The 18,379-nt window shown below is 62.9% G+C and carries 12 protein-coding genes; 3 read left to right on the top strand and 9 right to left on the bottom strand.

The features are described 5' to 3' along the window. Positions 1-298: 298 nt before the first annotated feature. The 4 genes from ABE528_RS12130 to ABE528_RS12115 form a co-directional block, all read right to left on the bottom strand. Positions 299-1,717, bottom strand: a complete 1,419-nt coding sequence (locus ABE528_RS12130; protein WP_346653092.1) for an HlyD family type I secretion periplasmic adaptor subunit — start codon at positions 1,715-1,717, stop codon at positions 299-301. Beyond that, positions 1,714-3,855, bottom strand: a complete 2,142-nt coding sequence (locus ABE528_RS12125) for a type I secretion system permease/ATPase (RefSeq protein WP_346653134.1) — start codon at positions 3,853-3,855, stop codon at positions 1,714-1,716. The genes ABE528_RS12130 and ABE528_RS12125 overlap by 4 nt, the downstream gene beginning before the upstream one ends. A 324-nt stretch (positions 3,856-4,179) precedes the next feature. After that, a complete protein-coding gene (locus ABE528_RS12120; RefSeq protein WP_152957812.1) occupies positions 4,180-5,073 on the bottom strand; it encodes a PA4780 family RIO1-like protein kinase in 894 nt (297 codons plus the stop codon). Between the two features lie 169 nt (positions 5,074-5,242). Next, complete coding sequence (locus ABE528_RS12115) at positions 5,243-6,148, bottom strand: LysR family transcriptional regulator (RefSeq protein ID WP_152957811.1); 906 nt, start codon at positions 6,146-6,148, stop codon at positions 5,243-5,245. 105 nt (positions 6,149-6,253) lie between these two features. Between ABE528_RS12115 and ABE528_RS12110 the strand changes: the two genes are divergently transcribed. After that, complete coding sequence (locus tag ABE528_RS12110; RefSeq protein WP_346653091.1) at positions 6,254-7,990, top strand: amidohydrolase; 1,737 nt, start codon at positions 6,254-6,256, stop codon at positions 7,988-7,990. A gap of 95 nt (positions 7,991-8,085) precedes the next feature. After that, complete coding sequence (locus ABE528_RS12105) at positions 8,086-8,832, top strand: TorF family putative porin (protein ID WP_346653090.1); 747 nt, start codon at positions 8,086-8,088, stop codon at positions 8,830-8,832. A 4-nt stretch (positions 8,833-8,836) separates the two neighbouring features. Here ABE528_RS12105 and ABE528_RS12100 read toward each other — a convergent pair whose 3' ends face one another. Continuing rightward, on the bottom strand, positions 8,837-9,268 hold the full coding sequence (locus ABE528_RS12100) for a multidrug/biocide efflux PACE transporter (protein ID WP_346653089.1): 432 nt from the start codon (positions 9,266-9,268) through the stop codon (positions 8,837-8,839). Between the two features lie 418 nt (positions 9,269-9,686). On the opposite strand from ABE528_RS12100, the gene ABE528_RS12095 reads away from it, so the two are divergent. Then, the gene (locus tag ABE528_RS12095) at positions 9,687-10,985 is read left to right on the top strand and encodes an OmpP1/FadL family transporter (protein ID WP_346653088.1); all 1,299 of its coding nucleotides are present in this window, start codon (positions 9,687-9,689) and stop codon (positions 10,983-10,985) included. Between the two features lie 105 nt (positions 10,986-11,090). Here ABE528_RS12095 and ABE528_RS12090 read toward each other — a convergent pair whose 3' ends face one another. From ABE528_RS12090 to ABE528_RS12075, 4 genes are all read right to left on the bottom strand, one after another. Continuing rightward, positions 11,091-12,728 carry a mechanosensitive ion channel domain-containing protein gene (locus ABE528_RS12090; RefSeq protein ID WP_346653087.1) on the bottom strand — a complete coding sequence of 546 codons (1,638 nt, stop codon included), beginning with the start codon at positions 12,726-12,728 and terminating at the stop codon, positions 11,091-11,093. Between the two features lie 7 nt (positions 12,729-12,735). Further along, entirely contained in the window at positions 12,736-14,136 is a 1,401-nt protein-coding gene (locus ABE528_RS12085; protein WP_346653086.1) for a DUF2252 domain-containing protein, read from the bottom strand. 26 nt (positions 14,137-14,162) lie between these two features. Continuing rightward, positions 14,163-16,697 (bottom strand): fused MFS/spermidine synthase, encoded by a 2,535-nt coding sequence (locus ABE528_RS12080; protein ID WP_346653085.1) that lies wholly within the window; start codon positions 16,695-16,697, stop codon positions 14,163-14,165. A gap of 73 nt (positions 16,698-16,770) precedes the next feature. Then, complete coding sequence (locus ABE528_RS12075) at positions 16,771-18,309, bottom strand: arylsulfatase (protein WP_346653084.1); 1,539 nt, start codon at positions 18,307-18,309, stop codon at positions 16,771-16,773. Positions 18,310-18,379: the final 70 nt, after the last annotated feature.

The raw sequence follows: 18,379 nt of genomic DNA, 5'->3' as shown, positions 1-18,379 counted from the left end.
ACCAACCTCTATCCTGCAACTCCATCTCATTAGAGACATCATGACCCACCGCTGGAGCAGGAACTTTATGGGCTTCCATACAAACTAGCGTGGGATGGCATGCACCGCCCCCTACAGCCGCGCAAGAAAACAGAATTAACCCACTACAAACCCTCAGTACCTGCCAAACAATCACGTACAACTTAATCAATAAGACCTTGAGATCTCGCCACATGGGTTAACCTCCTAGACAGCAACCTATAATCCAAATATGTTCCAACCAATCAGCGACCAACCGTCTACCCCCTACAAGCACGCTCTACCTCTCCCCCAAGCTTTCCCGAACATGTCGCTGCAACGGACTAAGGAAATAACTAATCACCCTGCGCTTATCAATAATCAGCTCTGCACGCACCGCCATACCCGGAGCAAGCGGCACATCCTTATCCCCAACCCGCAAAGTACTTAACCCCAACTGAATCCGGGCGTTATAAACCCACCCCCGTCGCTCATCTTCAACAGCATCATTGGAAACACTCTGCACAACCCCAGGTACAACGCCATACTTGGTAAACGTGAACGTCTCCACTTTCACTTCCACCGCCTGCCCAGCCCGAACAAAGCCGATATCCTTGTTCTCGACCTGCACTTCCACTTCAACCGGCTGATCACTCGGCACAATCACCATCAATGTCTGCGCAGGCGTCACAACGCCGCCCTGGGTATGAATGGCCAACTGCTGCACCGTGCCGTCAACCGGGGACGTCAGTGCCCTGAGCCGGTGGCGTTGTTCGGCTTTGTACAGTTCCTGGCTCAGGGTCGCGCTCTGCCGCTCGGCCTCGGCATGCAGGTCGAGCATGGCCCGGCGCAGCTGGGCGATGACGCCCTCGCGGCGGTGCTGGGCGGCCAGGCAGGCAGCGCCGAGTTCTTCAATGCGTGAACGTTGAATTGCCAGCTCGCGCTCCTGCTCCAGGCGGGCCTGTTCCTTTTCCAGGTAGGTGTGCTTGGCGACCGCCGACTCGCTGAACAGCTGCTGATAGTCCGCCGTGAGCTGGCGGGTGATCACCAGCAATTGCTGCAGCGCATCAGCGCGGGCTTGTGCCGAGCGGATCTCTGCGCCGCGCTGGGCGATTTCGGCATCGGCCTGCTGCAAGGAGGTGCGCAGCTCCTGGTACTGCCCTTCCAGCCAGCGTTGTGCGGTCGCCTGCTGTTGTGCCGTGGCCTGGGGAATGCGTGGCGCCAGGGAGGCCGGCGCGGTGTTGTCATCGAGCGCTTCGAGCAAGGTAGCGGCGCGTGCCAGGTCGATCCGGGCGGCCAGCAGCTCGCCGTTCAGGCGCTTGATGTCGGCGGCGGTCAGCTGCCCTTCCAGCTCGACCAGCAGGTCGCCCTTGGCAACGGTCTGGCCGTCCAGTACATGAATCGCCTGCACCACAGCGACCTCACTGGCCTGGATGACCTTGCTCCTGCCACTGGGAACGATCCTGCCCTCGGCGCTGGCGACTACATCAATTTCGCCCACGCAGGCCCACAGCAAGGCCAGCGCTATGAGTGCCAGCAGGCTCCATTGCAGACGGCGCGGTAGTGGATGCACCGGGGTCTCCTGCAAGGCCAGCGCTGCGGGCAGGAACGCCAGCTCATCGGGCTCACGTGGCGCCCCCTGCATGGCTGCGCGCCGCCTCCAGGCGTTGCGCCATGCTTCGCGGTAGCGCTCCAGCAGGTCGAGGATCGGCGAACTCATGCTGCTGCCCCCTGCTGCAACCGATGCAGGTAGGCATAGGCGCCTTGCGGGTTGCTCAACAGCTCATCGTGAGCGCCCTGTTCGATGATCTGCCCACGCTCCATGACCACGATGCGGTCGGCATGGCGCACGGCGGAAAGGCGGTGGGCGATGATGATGACCGTGCGCCGGGCGCAGATGCGCGCCATGTTCTGCTGGATGATCCGTTCGGACTCGTAGTCCAGGGCGCTGGTGGCTTCGTCCAGAATGAGGATGCGCGGGTTGCCCATCAACGCACGTGCTATGGCGATCCGCTGTCGCTGGCCACCCGACAGGCTGGCGCCGTGCTCGCCAACCAAGGTCTCATAGCCGTCTGGCAGTTCGAGTATGAATTGATGCGCGCCTGCCAGCGTGGCCGCTGCAATAACCTCCTCAAGGGCGGCGGCAGGGTTGGCCAGTGCGATGTTCTCGCGCACGGTGCGCCGGAACAGCATGTTCTCTTGCAGCACCACGCCGATCTGCCGTCGCAGTGAGGTGACATCGGCCAGTGCCAAGTCAGTCCCATCGAGCAGCACCCGCCCTCGCTCCGGCGAGTACAGCCGCTGGATCAGCCGGGTCAATGTGCTTTTGCCGGAACCGGACCTGCCGACGATGCCGATCACCTCGCCAGGGGCGATCTTCAGGCTGACATCGCGCAGGGTCTCGTTGCCGCCCGGACGATAGCGGAAACACACCTGATCGAGTTCGACCCGCCCTTCCAGTACAGGCAGCTGAGCGCCGTGGCTGACCTCAGTACGGTTGTTGAGAATGTCCCCCAGCCGTTGGATCGAGATACCGGTCTGCTGAAAGCTGGTCCACAACTGCGCCAGGCGCATGATCGGCTGCGCCACGCGGCCGGCGAGCATGTTGAAGGCGATCAGTTCGCCAACCGTGAGCGCCCCCTCGATGACCAGTCGAGCCCCTAGCCATAACGTGCCGACCGTGACCAGTTTGCCGATGAGGGCCACGCTTTCGTGGGCGATGTTGGACAGGTTCTGGGTCTTGAAACTGGCGGCGACATAGGCCGCCAACTGCTGGTTCCAACGGCGCGTCACCTGCGGCTCGACGGCCATGGTTTTCAAGGTGTCAATGCCATTGACCGCTTCGACCAGGAACGCCTGGTTCTCCGCCCCCCGTTGAAAACTCTGGTCGATTCGGGCACGCAGCAAGGGGGTGACCAGCAGTGAGAGCAGCAAGTAAAGCGGCAATGAAGCGATGACCAGCAGCGTCAGCCAACCGCTGTACAGCCACATGACCACGATGAATACCGCAACGAACAACACATCCAGCAGCAAGGTTATGCTGTTGCTGGTCAGGAAACTTCGGATATTTTCAAGTTCTCGCACACGAGCAACCGAATCGCCCACTCGCCGCGCCTGAAAGTACGCGAGTGGTAATTCGATCAGGTGCTGAAACAACTTGGCGCCCAGTTCGACATCGATACGCGAAGCGGTATGCGCCGAGACATAGGCGCGCAAGCCACTGAGCACACTTTCGAACAGCAATACGGCCAACAAGCCCAGCGCAATGACATCCAGCGTGGTGAGGCCCCGGTGGACCAACACCTTGTCCATCACCACCTGGAAAAACAACGGTGTCAGCAATGCGAGGATCTGGATGATGAAAGAAACCAGCAATACCTCACCCAGCAACTTTCTGTGTTTGACCACTGCCGGGATGAACCAGGTCAAGTCAAACCGTTCAAGCCCTCGAGGCAAGGGCGCGTCCGAGCGGACCAGAATCAGCTCCCCGGCCCAGCGCTGCTCTAGCTCAACCAGCGTCCAGGTCTGCGGCGCACAAACCCGCGGGTCCTGCACCAGTACTTGACCGCCCTCCATCCGGGCGATGATGAAATAGCCACCTTGCCTGTCCGTAGCGATGGCCGGCAGCGGCATGTGCGCCAGGCGCTTCGGATCCGTGCGCCGATGTTTGGCCTTCAGGCCAGAATGCTGGAATCCCTGCAACAGCTGAGCAACCGAGAATGGCTTGCCATCGGTAACAAATTCATGACTCAGTTGCTCGGAAGAAACCGCTACATCGTGATACCGCGCCAGCATGACCAGGCAGGCCAGGCCGCTGTCACTTGCTTGGTGATCAGCAACTTCAGATAGATCGGACACCTGTCCACCCCATGTGCGACTTGAACATGGGCAGATACTAGCGCCTGGCAATAGGATAATAGTCCTACACGGGGCAGACTTATCCTGTAGGAATATATCCAACAGTAATTAACTGCTGTAGGAGGTTTCCGAGAATAGCGAATTTATGCGTAGGAATTTATTACCTGCAAAGTAGGAATATATGCAGGGATATTAACTTTGAAGCCGTTATTACTGGCACTCAGTTCAGTGACATGCCAGTGCCTTCAGAGCCCCACCCTACCCAGAGAAAGGTGGAGCTCCAAAGAAGGCGATCTGCTCTGCGGAGCAGCTGCGCTCAGGCCGTCATTGCATCCAAGGCGGCGTCGGCTCTTCAGCCTTGGCCGGCCCATGTTCGGCCTCATCCCGCGCCGCACGGCGGCGGGCTTCATCGCGCAGGGTGGCGTCGATCTCGCGCATCACCCCGGCTACGTCGGCCGCCTCGTCGTCCTCCTCGAACTGCCCGCTCAGCGGGCTGTCCGGGCGCAGTTCGCCGGCTTCGTACAACGCCCACATTTCATCGGCGTAGCGGGTGGCCTTGAGCTCCGGGGCGAAGCGCCCGAAGTAATGCGCCATGTTCGCCACGTCCCGCTGCAGCATGCTGAACGCATGGTTGTTGCCCGCCGCATCCACCGCCTGTGGCAGGTCGATGATCACCGGGCCGTCAGGGCCAAGCAGCACGTTGAATTCGGACAGGTCGCCATGCACCAGGCCGGCGCAGAGCATCAGCACGATCTGGCGGATGACGAAGGCATGGTACTCACGGGCCTCTTCGGCCTCGAGGTGCACGTCGTTCAGGCGTGGCGCGGCATCGCCGTCGGCGTCGGTCACCAGTTCCATCAGCAGCACGCCGTCCTGGAAGTCGTACGGCTTGGGCACCCGCACACCGGCATGGGCCAGGCGGAACAGCGCCGCCACTTCGGCGTTCTGCCAGGCGTCTTCGGCCTCTTTGCGGCCGTACTTGCTGCCCTTGGCCATGGCCCGGGCCTGGCGGCTGTTGCGGACCTTGCGGCCCTCCTGGTATTCGGCGGCCTGGCGGAAGCTGCGCTTGTTGGCCTCTTTGTAGACCTTGGCGCAGCGTACCTGGGCACCGCAGCGCACCACGTAGACGGCCGCTTCCTTGCCGCTCATCAATGGCCGCAGTACTTCGTCGACCAGGCCGTCTTCGATCAGTGGTTCGATTCGTTTTGGTGTCTTCATCAGGCTGCGTTCGGGGTCCTGGCTCGGGGGATGGACATCCTCTCACAGGCTGGGGTGGGGACGTGAGTGTTTGTCGTCAGCCTTGTTGCGCCTGTGACATCGAGCGCCGCCCGCGCGGCGCTCGATCTCAAAAACACCGCACAACCCAAGCCCTACGCAAGCCTGCACCTCACAACCGCTGCAAATAGCCCTGCAGGTAGTCGATGAATGCCAGCACCTTGCCGCTGGCGCGCCGGTGGCTGGGGTAGACCGCCAGGATGTCTTCACCGAATGCATCCGGTTCGATCACGCAGTGCTCCAACACCCGCACCAATCGCCCCTCCTGCAGGTAACGGCGCACGCTCCACTCCGGGGTATGCAGGATGCCGTGCCCTGCCAGCGCGTTGCGCAGCAGCAAGTCGTAGTTGTCGCTTTCCAGCCGCGCCTTCTGCGGATACGGCAGGCGCATGCGCACGCCGTCGCACTGCATCCACCAGAACTTGGCATCCAGCGCCGGGTGAATGTACTTGAGCCATTGGTGCTGGCCAATGCTGTGCGCCGTCACCGGCAGCGGGTTGCGTTCGAGGTAGCCGGGGCTGGCACAGAGAAAGATGCGGTTCTTGCCGATGACCCGGGCAATCAGGCCCGGCAGGTCGCTGTGCCCTTCGCGCAACGCCAGGTCATAACCGGCTTCGATCAGGTCGACAAAGGCGTCGGACAACTCCACCCGCAGCTGGATCTGCGGGTAGTCGCGCATGAAGCCGGCACAGGCGTCGGCCAGGAACGCCCGGCCAAAAGCAAGTGGTGCGGTCAGGCGCAAGGTGCCGGACACCCCCTGCAGCTGGCTGATCTCTTCACCGGCCTCGTGCAGGCTTTTCAACACCTGGCGGGCGGTTTCCAGGTACAGCCGGCCCGCTTCGGTCAGCACGATACGCCGCGTGCTGCGCTCAAACAGCTGGCTGCCCAGCTCGCGCTCCAGGTGCGTGACCGCCTTGGTCAGGGCCGAAGGCGTCTTGCCCAGTGCCTCGGCCGCACGGCTGAAGCTGCCGTGCTCGGCCGTCGCGACGAACATCGAAATCGCACCCAAGGTGTCCATGCGGTTTTTCCTGAATGGCAAAAGGCTTTTTAGCGTTCTGGCGATTCTATGCCAAGCCTGCGCTGGGTAGGCTCGCCTCACACCAATAAATACAAGAGGCTACACATGTCGAGATGTCTACCTGGTTTGCTGGCGCTGGCCGTGGCTTTTGCCTCGGGGCACGTATTGGCCGCTGCCGACCTGGTGCTGGTGAACGGCAAGATCTTCACCGCCGACCGCAGCAACCCGCAGGCGCAGGCCATCGCTATCGAAGGCGGCAAGATCGTCGCCGTGGGCTCCGACGCCCAGGCGCGGGCCCTCGCTGACCCAAAGACCCAGGTGATCGACCTGCAAGGCAAGCGTGTCACGCCAGGCTTGATCGACACCCACTCCCACGCCATCTTCGGCGGCCTGCAACTGAGTGGCGCCGACATGGGCGGCGAAGCGATAGCGCTGGATGAGTTCGAAACCCGCCTGCGCACCTGGCGCGACGATGGGCGCGCGCGCCATGGTGATGTGCTGCAAGTCCTCGGCGTCAGCTCGAATTACTGGGCCCAGGCCAAGGCGCTGAATGAGCGCTTCAGCCAAGGCGAGTGGGCCACCACGCCCATCGTGTTCATCGGCGAGGACTACCACACTGCCTGGGCCAACCAGGCCATGCTCAAGCGCGCCGGTATCGACAAGGCGCTGCTGGCTACCCTGAGCAAGCAGGAACAAGACACCATCGGTAGCTTCGACGATGGCCAGCCCAGTGGCTTCCTGGTCGACGCCGGCTGGGACCGGGTCGCCAGCGTACTGCCAAAGGCCGATGCCGCCACCCTGCTCAAGGGTGCCCAGGCTGCGGTGCAGTTCAACAACAGCCTGGGCATCACGGCCTGGATGGACCCGGCCGCCAACAGCATGCCCGGCGAGGCGATCTTCGCCATCAAGCCCACCGACCAGACCGTGGGCGTGCTGCCCGCCTACAAGGCCCTCGCCGAGCAAGGCGGCCTGAACGCGCATGTCGCCGCACTGCTGGTGGTCAACCCGAAAAGCACCCCCGCCGACCTGCAGACCATCGACAACGTGCGCAAGCAGTTCGCCGGCGTACCGAACCTGACCCTGCCGGGCATCAAGGTGTTCGCCGACGGCGTGCTCGAATACCCCGCGCAATCGGCCGCCTTGCTCAAGCCCTACCACAACACCCATAAACCGGGCGAACTGCTGATCGACCCGCAACATTTCGGCGAGCTGGTCAGCGCCGCCGACCAGCGCGGCTGGCTGGTGCACATCCACGCCATCGGCGACCGTGCGGTGCGCGAGGCACTCAACGGCGTTGAGCAGGCGCGCAAGGCCGGCAACAGCGGCATCCACCATTCGATTACCCACCTGCAACTGGTCAACCCGCAGGACTTCGCCCGTTTCAAGGCGCTCGACGTGATTGCATCCATGCAACTGCTGTGGGCCGCCGGCGACGACTACACCGTCGACATGGTCAAGCCCTACGTCGACGCAACGGCGTTCCGTTACCAATATCCGGCCCATTCGCTGCAGAAAAATGGCGCAACCATCGCCGGCGCCAGCGACTGGCCGGTGTCGTCACCCAGCCCCTGGCAGGCCATCGCCCAGGCGTCAACGCGCAAAGGCAAGCAAGGCGTGCTCAATGCCGATGAACGCCTCGACCGCCAGACCATGCTGTATGCCTACACCGCCAACGCCGCCAAGGCCCTGGGCCTGGAGCAGCAGATCGGCACGCTGAGCGCGGGCAAGCAGGCCGACTTCGTCATCCTCGACCGTGACGTGCTCGCGGTGAACGACCAGCAACTGGGTGAGACCCAGGTGCTGGCCACCTACTTTGGCGGCCGCCAGGTCTACGCCAGGTAAACCGCTGCGCCTCTTGTTACCTGCACGGCATGCCAGCCCAGGCATGCCGCCTTTTCTATCTGCCACAACAACCACAACACAAGATAGGGATGACCATGAAGCACGCTACCCTGGCCGCCGTGTGCGCACTCGGCTGCGCCGCGCTCGCCCCCGCCGCCATCGCCTTGCCGATCAACGATGACTTCGCGGTCGACATCGACCTGGCCGCCGTCAGTGACTACCGCAGCCGCGGCATCTCGCAAACCCAGGGCGACCCGGCCGCGCAGGCTGACGTCATGCTCAGCCATGCCAGCGGCCTGTATATGGGCGCCTGGACCTCGAATGTCGATTTCGGCTTTGGCAGCAAGACCCGCCAGGAGGTGGACTACTACGGTGGCTGGGCCTGGCAGATTGCTGAGCAGGTCAACCTGGACCTGGGCTATCTCAGGTACACCTACCCCAAGGAGAGCCGGTACAACCTGTCCGAACTCTACGCCATCCTCGATGTGCAGGGTTTCAAGCTCGCGGCGTACTATGCCAACGATGCCACCACCCAGTACGGCACGGATCAGGACAGCCTCTACACCTTCGTGGGCTACCACACGGTGCTGCCGCTGGAGGTCGGCCTGGAGCTGCGCTACGGCCGCGTCGACTTCAAGGACCCGAGTTACTGGTCACAGAGCGGCCAGTCGCGCGATGCCTACCGTGAATGGGAAGCCAGGTTCACCCGCGAATTGCTCGGGCTCACCTGGCGCCTCAGCTACATGGACACCAACCTGTCGCAGGCCGAATGCGCCAGCAGCTATGGCTTCGACGATGTCTGCAGCGCCACAGTGGTCGCCGCTGTCAGCAAGCACTTCTGAGGCCTCAGGCCATGGCCCGGCGCTGCAGGATGAAGTGCCGGGCCCGGTCGAACGACCAGTTGTACACCACGGTGTAGGGCAGGATGATCACGAAGAAGCCCAGCTCGACCATGAACGCCTGCAGCAGCGAGATCTCCAGCATCCAGGCCGCCACCGGCAGGCACCAGACCACCAGCCCCGCCTCGAAGCCCAGGCCATGTGTGAAGCGCGTCAGCGCTTTCCACTGGATGCGCGGGGTGGCGACGAAACGGTCGACCAGCGCGTTGTAGAGCATGTTCCAGATCATCGCGATCACCGACAGGGTGACCGCCAGGGTACCGGCCGTGGCCAGCGACTTGCCCATGATCCACGAGAGCAAGGGGGCGCACAGCAGCACAGCGAAGATTTCATAGCCGACGGCATGGACCATGCGTTCGGTGAAAGAGACTTTTTTCATGGCAGATTCCATCATGTGGTTACGTCGTGAACCGTATTTTCTTTGATGGAAGTGATGCTTGCGATATAGCAGCTATCGGTTTTATCAATACGCCAGGATGTGAATGCCGACAGGTTTGGAGCCAGTCTTTCATGGTCACGATAGTTTTGAGTTTTTTCAGCTTGATTAAAGGGGCCGCTCGCAATCGCTTTGACATCAGTGAGTTATGCCTAAAGCGAAAGCCCTGAAGGCACGCTATATCAGTTCAGCAAAAACCTTGCGCTGTTGCCTAAGAGGAAATGTCGCCTAAAGTTCATCGCGCAGCAATCAAAAGGAGCTTGTGATGACACCGCCCGCTGCCGCTCTGAATCGGCATGTCAGCGCCAAATCCGTCGGCCCTGGAGATTGAATTCCTCGTCATGCAATGGAGAGCAGCGGTATGAATGTTTATCAGCGCTGTGCCCGACGGTTGTCACTCCCGGCAACAGCTTGCTCGCTGGTATTGGCCAGCACTCAGGCTTCAGCCGGCGGCATTTTCATCTACGAAGCCGGCCAGGAAGGCAACGGCTTGGCCAATGCAGGCTCTGCGGCATTGGCCAAGGACCCTAGCGTATTGATGAGCAACCCCGCGGGCCTTACCCAGTTGAAAGGCACGCAGATCAGCGCAAATGCCCAGGTCATTCTGGGTGATATCAAATTCTCCCGGGATGCCAACAACCAGTTCGACGGCAATGAAGGCGGCAACGCGTTGCAGTACCTGCCCGGTGCCAGCCTGTTCATCAGCCATCAGATCGACGACCGCTCGGCGATCGGTTTTGGCATGTACGGCAACTTCGGCCTGGCCCTGGATTACGACGATGACTGGGCCGGCCGCTACTTCACGCAAGAGGCGGCGATCATCGGTGTGTCCTTCCAGCCAACGCTGGCCTACAAGTTCACCGATGACCTGTCGTTCGGCATTGGCCCGCGCATCATGCTGGGCTATTACCGCACCGAGATGGCGATCAACAACAACCTGCTCGGCTTGCGCGATCGCCCGGACGGGCAGCTGGAGTACAAGGACACGGACGTGGGCACCGGCGTCAACCTCGGCCTGCTCTACCAACTTTCCCCTCGTACTGCGGTCGGCCTTGCCTACACCAGCAAGGTCAAGCTGGAGTTCAAGGACAGCCCGCATGTTCGCAACATCACCAACCCCATCATCAACGCAGGGCTCAATCGCCTCGATGTCGACTCGCTGGAACTGGACCTGAATGTGCCGCAAACGGTCACCGCCAGTATTGCCCACGACCTGAACGAACAGTGGAAGCTGCTCGGCAGCCTGGGCTGGCAGGACTGGAGTGACTTCGGCGATGTCGGGGTTGACGTCGATGCCAATGGTGGCGGCGTCAGTCGCACGGTGGATCGCAAGTACAAGGACACCTGGCATGCCTCGGTGGGTGCGATGTATCAAGCCACCCGGCAAGTGCGCTGGAGTGTCGGGGTGGGTTATGACAGCTCCGCCGTCGACGACAAGGACCGAACCGTGGATAACCCCATGGGTGAAACCTGGCGCCTGGCTACCGGTGTGAACTATGAAGTCGAGGAAGGTCTGGACCTCCACCTGGCCTATACCCTGGTGTGGCTGGGTGACATGGACGTCGACCAGACCAAGTCACGTTCGGGCAATACGCTATCGGGTACCTACAAGAACAGCGCCTTGCATATCGTCGGCGGTGGTGCGACCTGGCGGTTCTGAATGATTACCGACGTACAGGATTCGCTATCCGAAAGGGAGAACATATCCCTTTGGTGGACGCGCTGACGGCGGTAATGGCCGTTCCAGTCACTGAAAAAATGACAGCTAGGCCGCTGTCCGGTCATCCGGCCCCGCACCAGGATCACGTGCCGGGGCCGAATACCATTTCTCCCGAGGTACCCACTTGTCCTTGCTCGGGTCTTCCCGATAGTGCGGCGACATGATCTGGATGCCGTAGGTGTTGAAACCGTCCTGGATATTCGCATGCAGCATGCTCAGCAGCTCCGCCCGGGGTTTGGGCTGCTCCGGCGTCGCCTTGGCGACCAGGCGATACTCCGGGTAGAAGTCCGACAGCCCGGTCTGGAACACCTGGGGCCTGGGCGTGCTCAGGATGCCCTCGGTACGCTCTGCCGCCTCGATCAGGATCGCCTCCACCTGGCGCCAGGGCGTGTCGTAGCCGATGGTCACCACGGTGTCGACGATATAGCCGGCGCCCTGCCCGACCCGTGAGTAGTTCTTGGTCACTGACCCGGTGATCATCGAGTTCGGCAGCGTCAGCACTTCGCCGAGCCCCGTGCGAATGGTGGTGTTGAACATGCCCACCTCGGTGACCGTGCCCTCGTGCTCGCCCACGCGTACATACTCGCCCGCCTTCAGCGTGTGCGAATAGGTCAGGATCAGCCCGGCGGCCGCCTGCCCCACCACGCTGGAAGCGCCCAGCGAAATCATCAGGCCGAGCAGCACCGACAGGCCCTTGAAGGCGTCCGTGCCGGCGCCCGGCAGGTACGGGTAGGCCATGACCAGCGCGAACAGCCAGATGGCCAGCGAGGTCAGCCGCGTGGTCGGATGCAGGGTTTCTGCGGTCAGCCATTTGAGCGTGCCGGGCCGCGACAGGCGCTCGAGCAAGCGGCGGCTGAAGCCGCTGACGCCACGGGCGATGAAAAAGATCATCACGGCCACGGCAAGGCCCGGGATGGCATTGACCACGCCATTCATCAACAACCGAAGCATGTCGAGCAGGTAGACGTTGAGGCTCTCACCCCACGGCCGGGTATAGGGGAAGCGCGACAGCACATAGCTCAGCCATTCGTAGCTGAACAGCAGCACCACTGCCCAGTACAGCAGGCGCAACAGGCGGTCGATGAAGAAATACACGTACTGCATGTCGAACAGCGACAGCTGCCCGACCTTGATCTCCCTCGCCCGGCTGCGCATTACGGCTGGCAGAAAGGCCCGCAACTTGAGACGGGCGAAATTCGCGCCCTTGATCAACACCAGATAGACCAGCGTGGCCAGCAACGACAACCCGGTAGCCGTCAACAGAAAACGCACGCTGCGTGCCTGCCGCGTTTCGTCGATCACCTGTTGCAGGTTCGCTACGGCGCGCTCGGCCGCCGCACGGGTATCACCGCCGTCCACGCCCAAGTCCTGCGGCGCAACGATAAAGGCACGCCGACCTTCCAGGATGACCAACTGGCTATTGAGGATCGAATCGATGCGCACCTGCGGCTCATCGGTGCCTTGCAGTGCCTCATCGATTACCGCCGTTGCCCGCTGCACCCTGCCCGCCGGGGTTTCGCCGAGCAGGGTCGCCTGCAAGGTAATGATCGTGCGGTTGGCCACCCGCAGGTCGGCCGGCACCCCGGGGACACCGTCGGTTGCACTGCCCGGTGGTTCGCTGGCGATCGCCGCCCACGCGAACAGGACCCCTACCAGCAATAGCCATTTGCGCAGGCCTGTCATCGTACTGTCATTCCTCTTCGTTGATCACTTTCACCCGACCGGAGCGTGCGGCCTTGACCAACCGCTCATGGTCGCGCTCGGTCTGGTCGGCATACAGCAGCGCAAAGTCGCCGAGGGCCTGGTCGAACACGTCGCTCTTGCCCAGGTAACCAGTGATGGTCGCGGCATCGCCTGACTTGGCGTGGGCGCGTGCCAGGGTCATACCGCAGAAGTCGGCATAGCGCTCCAGTTGCGTGATGCTGATGTGCTCCAGTGGTACCGACATCTTCATATCGCGCAATTGCCGGACGAAGAAGTCATACCCGGCCGGCCCCCTTACCCAGCCCAGGAAGATATCGCTGGACGACTGCATCAGCCGCTGCCCCATCACCACCCGCTGCCCCTGGTTGTCGTACTGGCTCTTGCCCGCATAGGGTTCCAGCACCGAGCGGCAGGATTCCTTGAACTGCAGGATCAACGGGTGGTTTTCCTCGGAGAACAACAGCCCGATATAGCAGCGCGTGCCCACGCTGCCGATACCGACCACCTTGAGCGCGGCATCCACCAGGCGATAGCGGTCCAGCAGCACCCGGCGCTCGTCCGACAGGCTCGCCCGATAGGCCTCCAGGCCACTGCGCACGCGCTCGATGAAGTCCGGCTCATCGACATGCTGGATGACCGGTGGCTGATCGACGATGCGTGGTTGACCGCCCACCTGCCCGGCGATCTTCGGAAACACGCTCTCCATCACCCGTTCGCGGGCGCGGTCGAACAGTTGCTGGCGGAACTTGCGGGCCTTGGCGTCCGGCGCGGTGTCCATCAACGTCTGCGCGTCCAGCCGCGAGTACCAGACCTCCAGCGGCTTCATCTTGGAGAACCGCCGCAGGTGTTCACGGTAAGCCCGGGCGCAGGCGACCGCAGCTTTGTGCGCTTGCGCGTCGACCGCGCCATTGTCGCGGGCCGCCACGGCAAAGCTGGCGACCAGCCGCTTGATATCCCATTCCCAGGGCGCTGGCAGGGTTTCGTCGAAGTCGTTGAGGTCGAACACCAGGTTGCGCTCAGGGGTGGCGAACAGACCAAAGTTGAGCAGGTGGCAATCGCCGCAAGCCTGCACGGTGACCCCGATGTTCGGCACCTGGGCCAAGTCATAGGCCATCAGCGCTGCCGAGCCACGCAGGAAGGTGAACGGGCTGCGCAACATGCGCCCGTAGCGGATCGGCACCAGGTCCTGCAGGCGGTCGCGGTTGGACTTTTCCAGCAGGGCGATGACGTCGCGCTTGGGTGCAGGCTTCCATTTGCCATGGCTCTCTCGCGGAACCTTGTCACGCAAACGCTTGCCATCGGCGACGCGCTCCTCGCGCGCGCGAAAAATCGGACTCGGTACACTGTCGGCTGTGTGCTTGCGAGCAGCTGCACGTCGGGATGCCATGATACGATCGACTCCTCAGGAAGAAATCACTGCCCGCCTGCGAAGAACCAGCGAAAATACGGGTTCGCGCCGTCCGCCTGCATCAGTTGCCGGACCTCCCGCGCCCACGCCTGGCGGTTACCCTCGTAAGCCAGCAGGCTTACCCCATAGAATTTGCGTAGCAGGCCCCAGCGCGCCTCGACGCCCGCCCGCAGGCTGTCATCACCGCCGTGCAAGGGCGGTGGCGTACGCAGTGCCAGCAGTGGCGGCAGCACGCGGGTGATCTCCCGTGCGCGCACCCACGGCGCATACTCGATGCGCGGGCGGTCGTCGGTCACCGCCGGGGCATCCCCGGCAAAGCGCAGCAGCCCTTCACGGTCGGTTAGCCAGGTGGCCAGCAAGGCCTCTACCGAGCCCACCCCGACCTCGGCCAGCGCCCCGGCAACCGTGGGTTGGGCAAAGCGCTGACTGATCCTTGCAACATCAAGCTGCATCGGTTCGAGCGAGCCAATCAGCAAGGTTTCATGGAACTCGGTGGTCCACAGGCTGGCGTGGGGGAACACATCGAGGAAGCTGCGCACCAGCGAACGGGTGTCATCGACGTTCTGGGTCGGCAACGGCAGCCACTGGGCGACGATGCCTCCGGGCTCCAGGCGTGAGGCCGCCAGTGCATAGAAGTCCCGCGAATACAGGTTCACCACCCCGCTGGCGGACGGTGGTGGCGGCTCCAGGGTCACCAGGTCATAGCGCTCGCTGCTGCGCAGCAGTTCCCGCCGGCCATCGCGCAGGCGGATCTCCAGGCGCGGATCGCTCACGGCCGCATAGTTGCCGTTGAACAGCGGCGCCGCTGCCAGCACCTCGGGCAGCAGCTCCGCCACCACCGGGCGCTGCAGGCCCGGGTAGCGCAGCATGGCGCCAGCGGTGATACCGGTGCCGAAGCCGATCACCAGCGCCGAACGCGGCTCGCGGTTATGGATCAACAATGGCAGCAAGGCCTGCAAGCGCATGTAGCGTAACGAAGGCATGGCGTCGCCGGTGTTCGACACGCCCTGGATGTACAGGCGGTTGAAGGTGCCACCTGGGCGTTGCTGGCTGACCACCGCCACCGTGCCGCCGCGCCCCTCTTTGTAGAAAGTGAGCTGGCCGCTGCGCGCACCGGGTAGCAATTCCGCGAGCCTTTGCGTTGGTGTCAGCCCCCCGACCACCAGGGTGGTCAAGGCAACGCCGAGGATGGCCACGCGCAGGCCCTTGTGCACTGCCCGCCCCCGCCACATCGCCAGGCACCCGACCACGGCGGCCAGCACTGCCAGCACGCTCAAGGTGCGCACCAGCCCCAACTGCGGTACCAGCACGAAGCCCACCAGCATCACCCCGACAATCCCGCCCAGGGTGTTCAACGCCACCACGGTGCCGACATCGCGGCCCACCTGGCCAGGTTCGACGGCCAGGCGCAAGACCAGCGGGAACGCCGCACCCAGCAGCGTGGTCGGCAGAAACACCACGCACAGCGCGGCGCTGGCGAAACGCGCGGACATGCCGGCCAGCTCGTTGCCGGTCAGTTGCAGCACCAGCGCCTCGGCCTCGGTCTGGGCGACGATCAGCCAACGGCCGAGCCCGGCCACCAGCACCAGCGCCAGCAAGCCCGCCAGGGCGATCAGCAGACCGAACAGGCCCCACGGGTCCTTGATGTGGTCGGCACGGCGCGCATAGATCGCGCTGCCCAGCATCAGGCCCAGCAGGTAGGTCGCCAGCACCACGGCAAAAGCGAAGGCGCGGGTACTCATGAATTGCACGATGGATTGGGTCCAGACCACTTCGTAGCCAAGCGCCACACCGCCTGCCACGCAGTACAGGGCGATGGCCAGACGCGCTGCGCCCGCTCTGGAAACCGAATGTTGCTGTACCACACGCGGCATCTGTTGATCGCGGCGACGATAGAGCCAGGCGCCGCCAGCGGCCAGCAGGTTGAGCCCGGCTGCGATCAGCGCGCTGCCGGTGACCCCTTGGCTCGGCAGCAGCACGAACGCCGTCAGCAGCGTACCGGCGATGGCGCCTGCGGTATTGGCGGCATACAGGCGCCCGCCCGCCTCGGCCATCTGCCCCTGGCCTGGCGTCAGGGCCCTCATCAGTACCGGCAAGGTGCCGCCCATGAAAAATGCCGGAACGCCCACCAGCAGGAACGGCAGCACCCAGGCCAACAAGCCGATGCTGGCTTCCAGCCGGGCGAACAGCCCGGCGCTGCTGCCCAGCGCCAGGGTTGCCAGCATGCCCAGCACCGCCACTGCCAGTTCCAGGCTGGCATATAGCCTGACCGGGCGTGCGAGCCGGTCGGCCCAGCGCCCGAAGGCCAGGCCACCCAGGGCCAGGCCGATGAAGAATGCACTGATCCCGGCGGTGATGGCGTACACCTCCACCCCCACGACCAGGGACAGTTGCTTGACCCACAATACTTGATACACCAGCGCCGCCGTGCCAGAAAAAAACAGCAGACTGGCGGGTATGAACACCTGCAAGGGATGGCTGCGGGTTGCCGGGTCGGCGACTGCAGCATGACGGGGGGATGGACTGACAGCTGCGCGCATCGATCGACCTTATCGGGTGTCGCCCCGAGTGGCAGAAAAGGTAAGCGCCCGCCTGTGACGGGCGCCAGTCACCTCATTGCTTCTTCATCTTCTCTTCGATCTTCCTGTCCACTTCAGCACGAATCTGGTCGATGCTGAAGCTGGCCGGTTTCTGGCTCGGCGGGTACTCGACAAAGGTTTGCAGGAACGCTGCCGAGCGACGAACGCCATCGAAGATCAGGTAGTCGTTCTTGGTCAGCCAGTCGTAATACTGGTCAGACACGACGTCGGCTCGCTCGTAAGGGTCCATGCGCAGGTTGAACAGCTTCGGCACCCGCAGGCAGGTGAACGGCTCGCTCCAGACCTTCAGGCCGCCCGGCGCGCGCTGCTCGCAGAACACCAATTTCCAGTCGTTATAGCGCATGCCCACCAGGTCGCCATCATCACTGAAGTAGTAGAACTCGGTGCGGGCGCTCTTGTCGGTCTTGCCAGTCAGGTAATCCAGCTGGTTGAAGCCGTCCAGGTGCACCTTGAAGTTCTTGCCGCCCACGTCGGCGCCCTTGAGCAGGCGGTCCTTGATGTCGGTGTCACCGGCAACCGCCAGCAGGGTCGGGAACCAGTCCAGCCCGGAGAACATCTGGGTGGAGACCGTGTCAGCCTTGATCTTGCCTGGCCAGCGGACGATGGCCGGCACCCGGTAGGCGCCCTCCCAGTTGGAGTTCTTCTCGTTGCGGAACGGCGTGGTCGCCGCATCCGGCCAGGACCACTGGTTCGGGCCGTTGTCGGTGGTGTAGACGACGATGGTGTTGTCGGCGACCTTGAGGTCGTCAAGGGTCTTGAGCAGCTTGCCGACATCGCCGTCATGCTCGAGCATGCCGTCGGCATATTCGTTGCCGACCATGCCGCTCTGCCCTTGCATGGACTCGCGCACGTGGGTGAAGGCGTGCATGCGGGTGGTGTTCATCCAGACGAAGAACGGCTTGTCGGCCTTGACCTGCTTGTCGATGAAGTTGATCGCCGCCTGGGTGGTTTCGTCGTCGATGGTTTCCATGCGCTTCTTGGTCAGCGCACCGGTGTCTTCGATCTTGCCGTCGGCGCTGGACTTGATCACCCCGCGTGGCGAGGCGGCCTTGACGAAATCGGCATCATCCTTGGGCCAGTACGGGCGCTCAGGCTCTTCCTCGGCATTGAGGTGGTAGAGGTTGCCGAAGAACTCGTCGAAGCCGTGGTTGGTCGGCAGGTACTCGTCCTTGTCGCCCAGGTGGTTCTTGCCGAACTGGCCGGTGGCGTAGCCTTTGGCCTTGAGCGCCTGGGCGATGGTGACATCGCGGGCCTGCAGGCCCACCGGCACGCCTGGCATGCCGACCTTGGACAGGCCGGTGCGCAGGGCCGTCTGCCCGGTGATGAAGGTCGAGCGCCCGGCGGTGCAGCTGTTCTCCGCGTAGTAGTCGGTGAACATCACCCCTTCCTTGGCGATACGGTCGATGTTGGGCGTCTGATAGCCCACGACGCCCTTGCCGTAGGCGCTGATATTGGTCTGGCCGATATCATCGCCGAAGATCACCAGGATGTTCGGCTTGTCTGCGGCATAGGCAATACTGACGCTCAGCACCGTACTGGCTGCCAGGGTCATGGTGGTTATCCACCTTCTACTGCTCCGGTTCATAAGGTCACTTCTCCGTTTCACGTTACTGGCGTGTGCC

The organism is Pseudomonas sp. TWI628 (genome assembly GCF_039673865.1).
Classification (GTDB): domain Bacteria; phylum Pseudomonadota; class Gammaproteobacteria; order Pseudomonadales; family Pseudomonadaceae; genus Aquipseudomonas.
The sequence above is the reverse complement of the archived record's forward strand: the minus strand, read 5'-3'. Positions and strand labels throughout refer to the sequence as shown.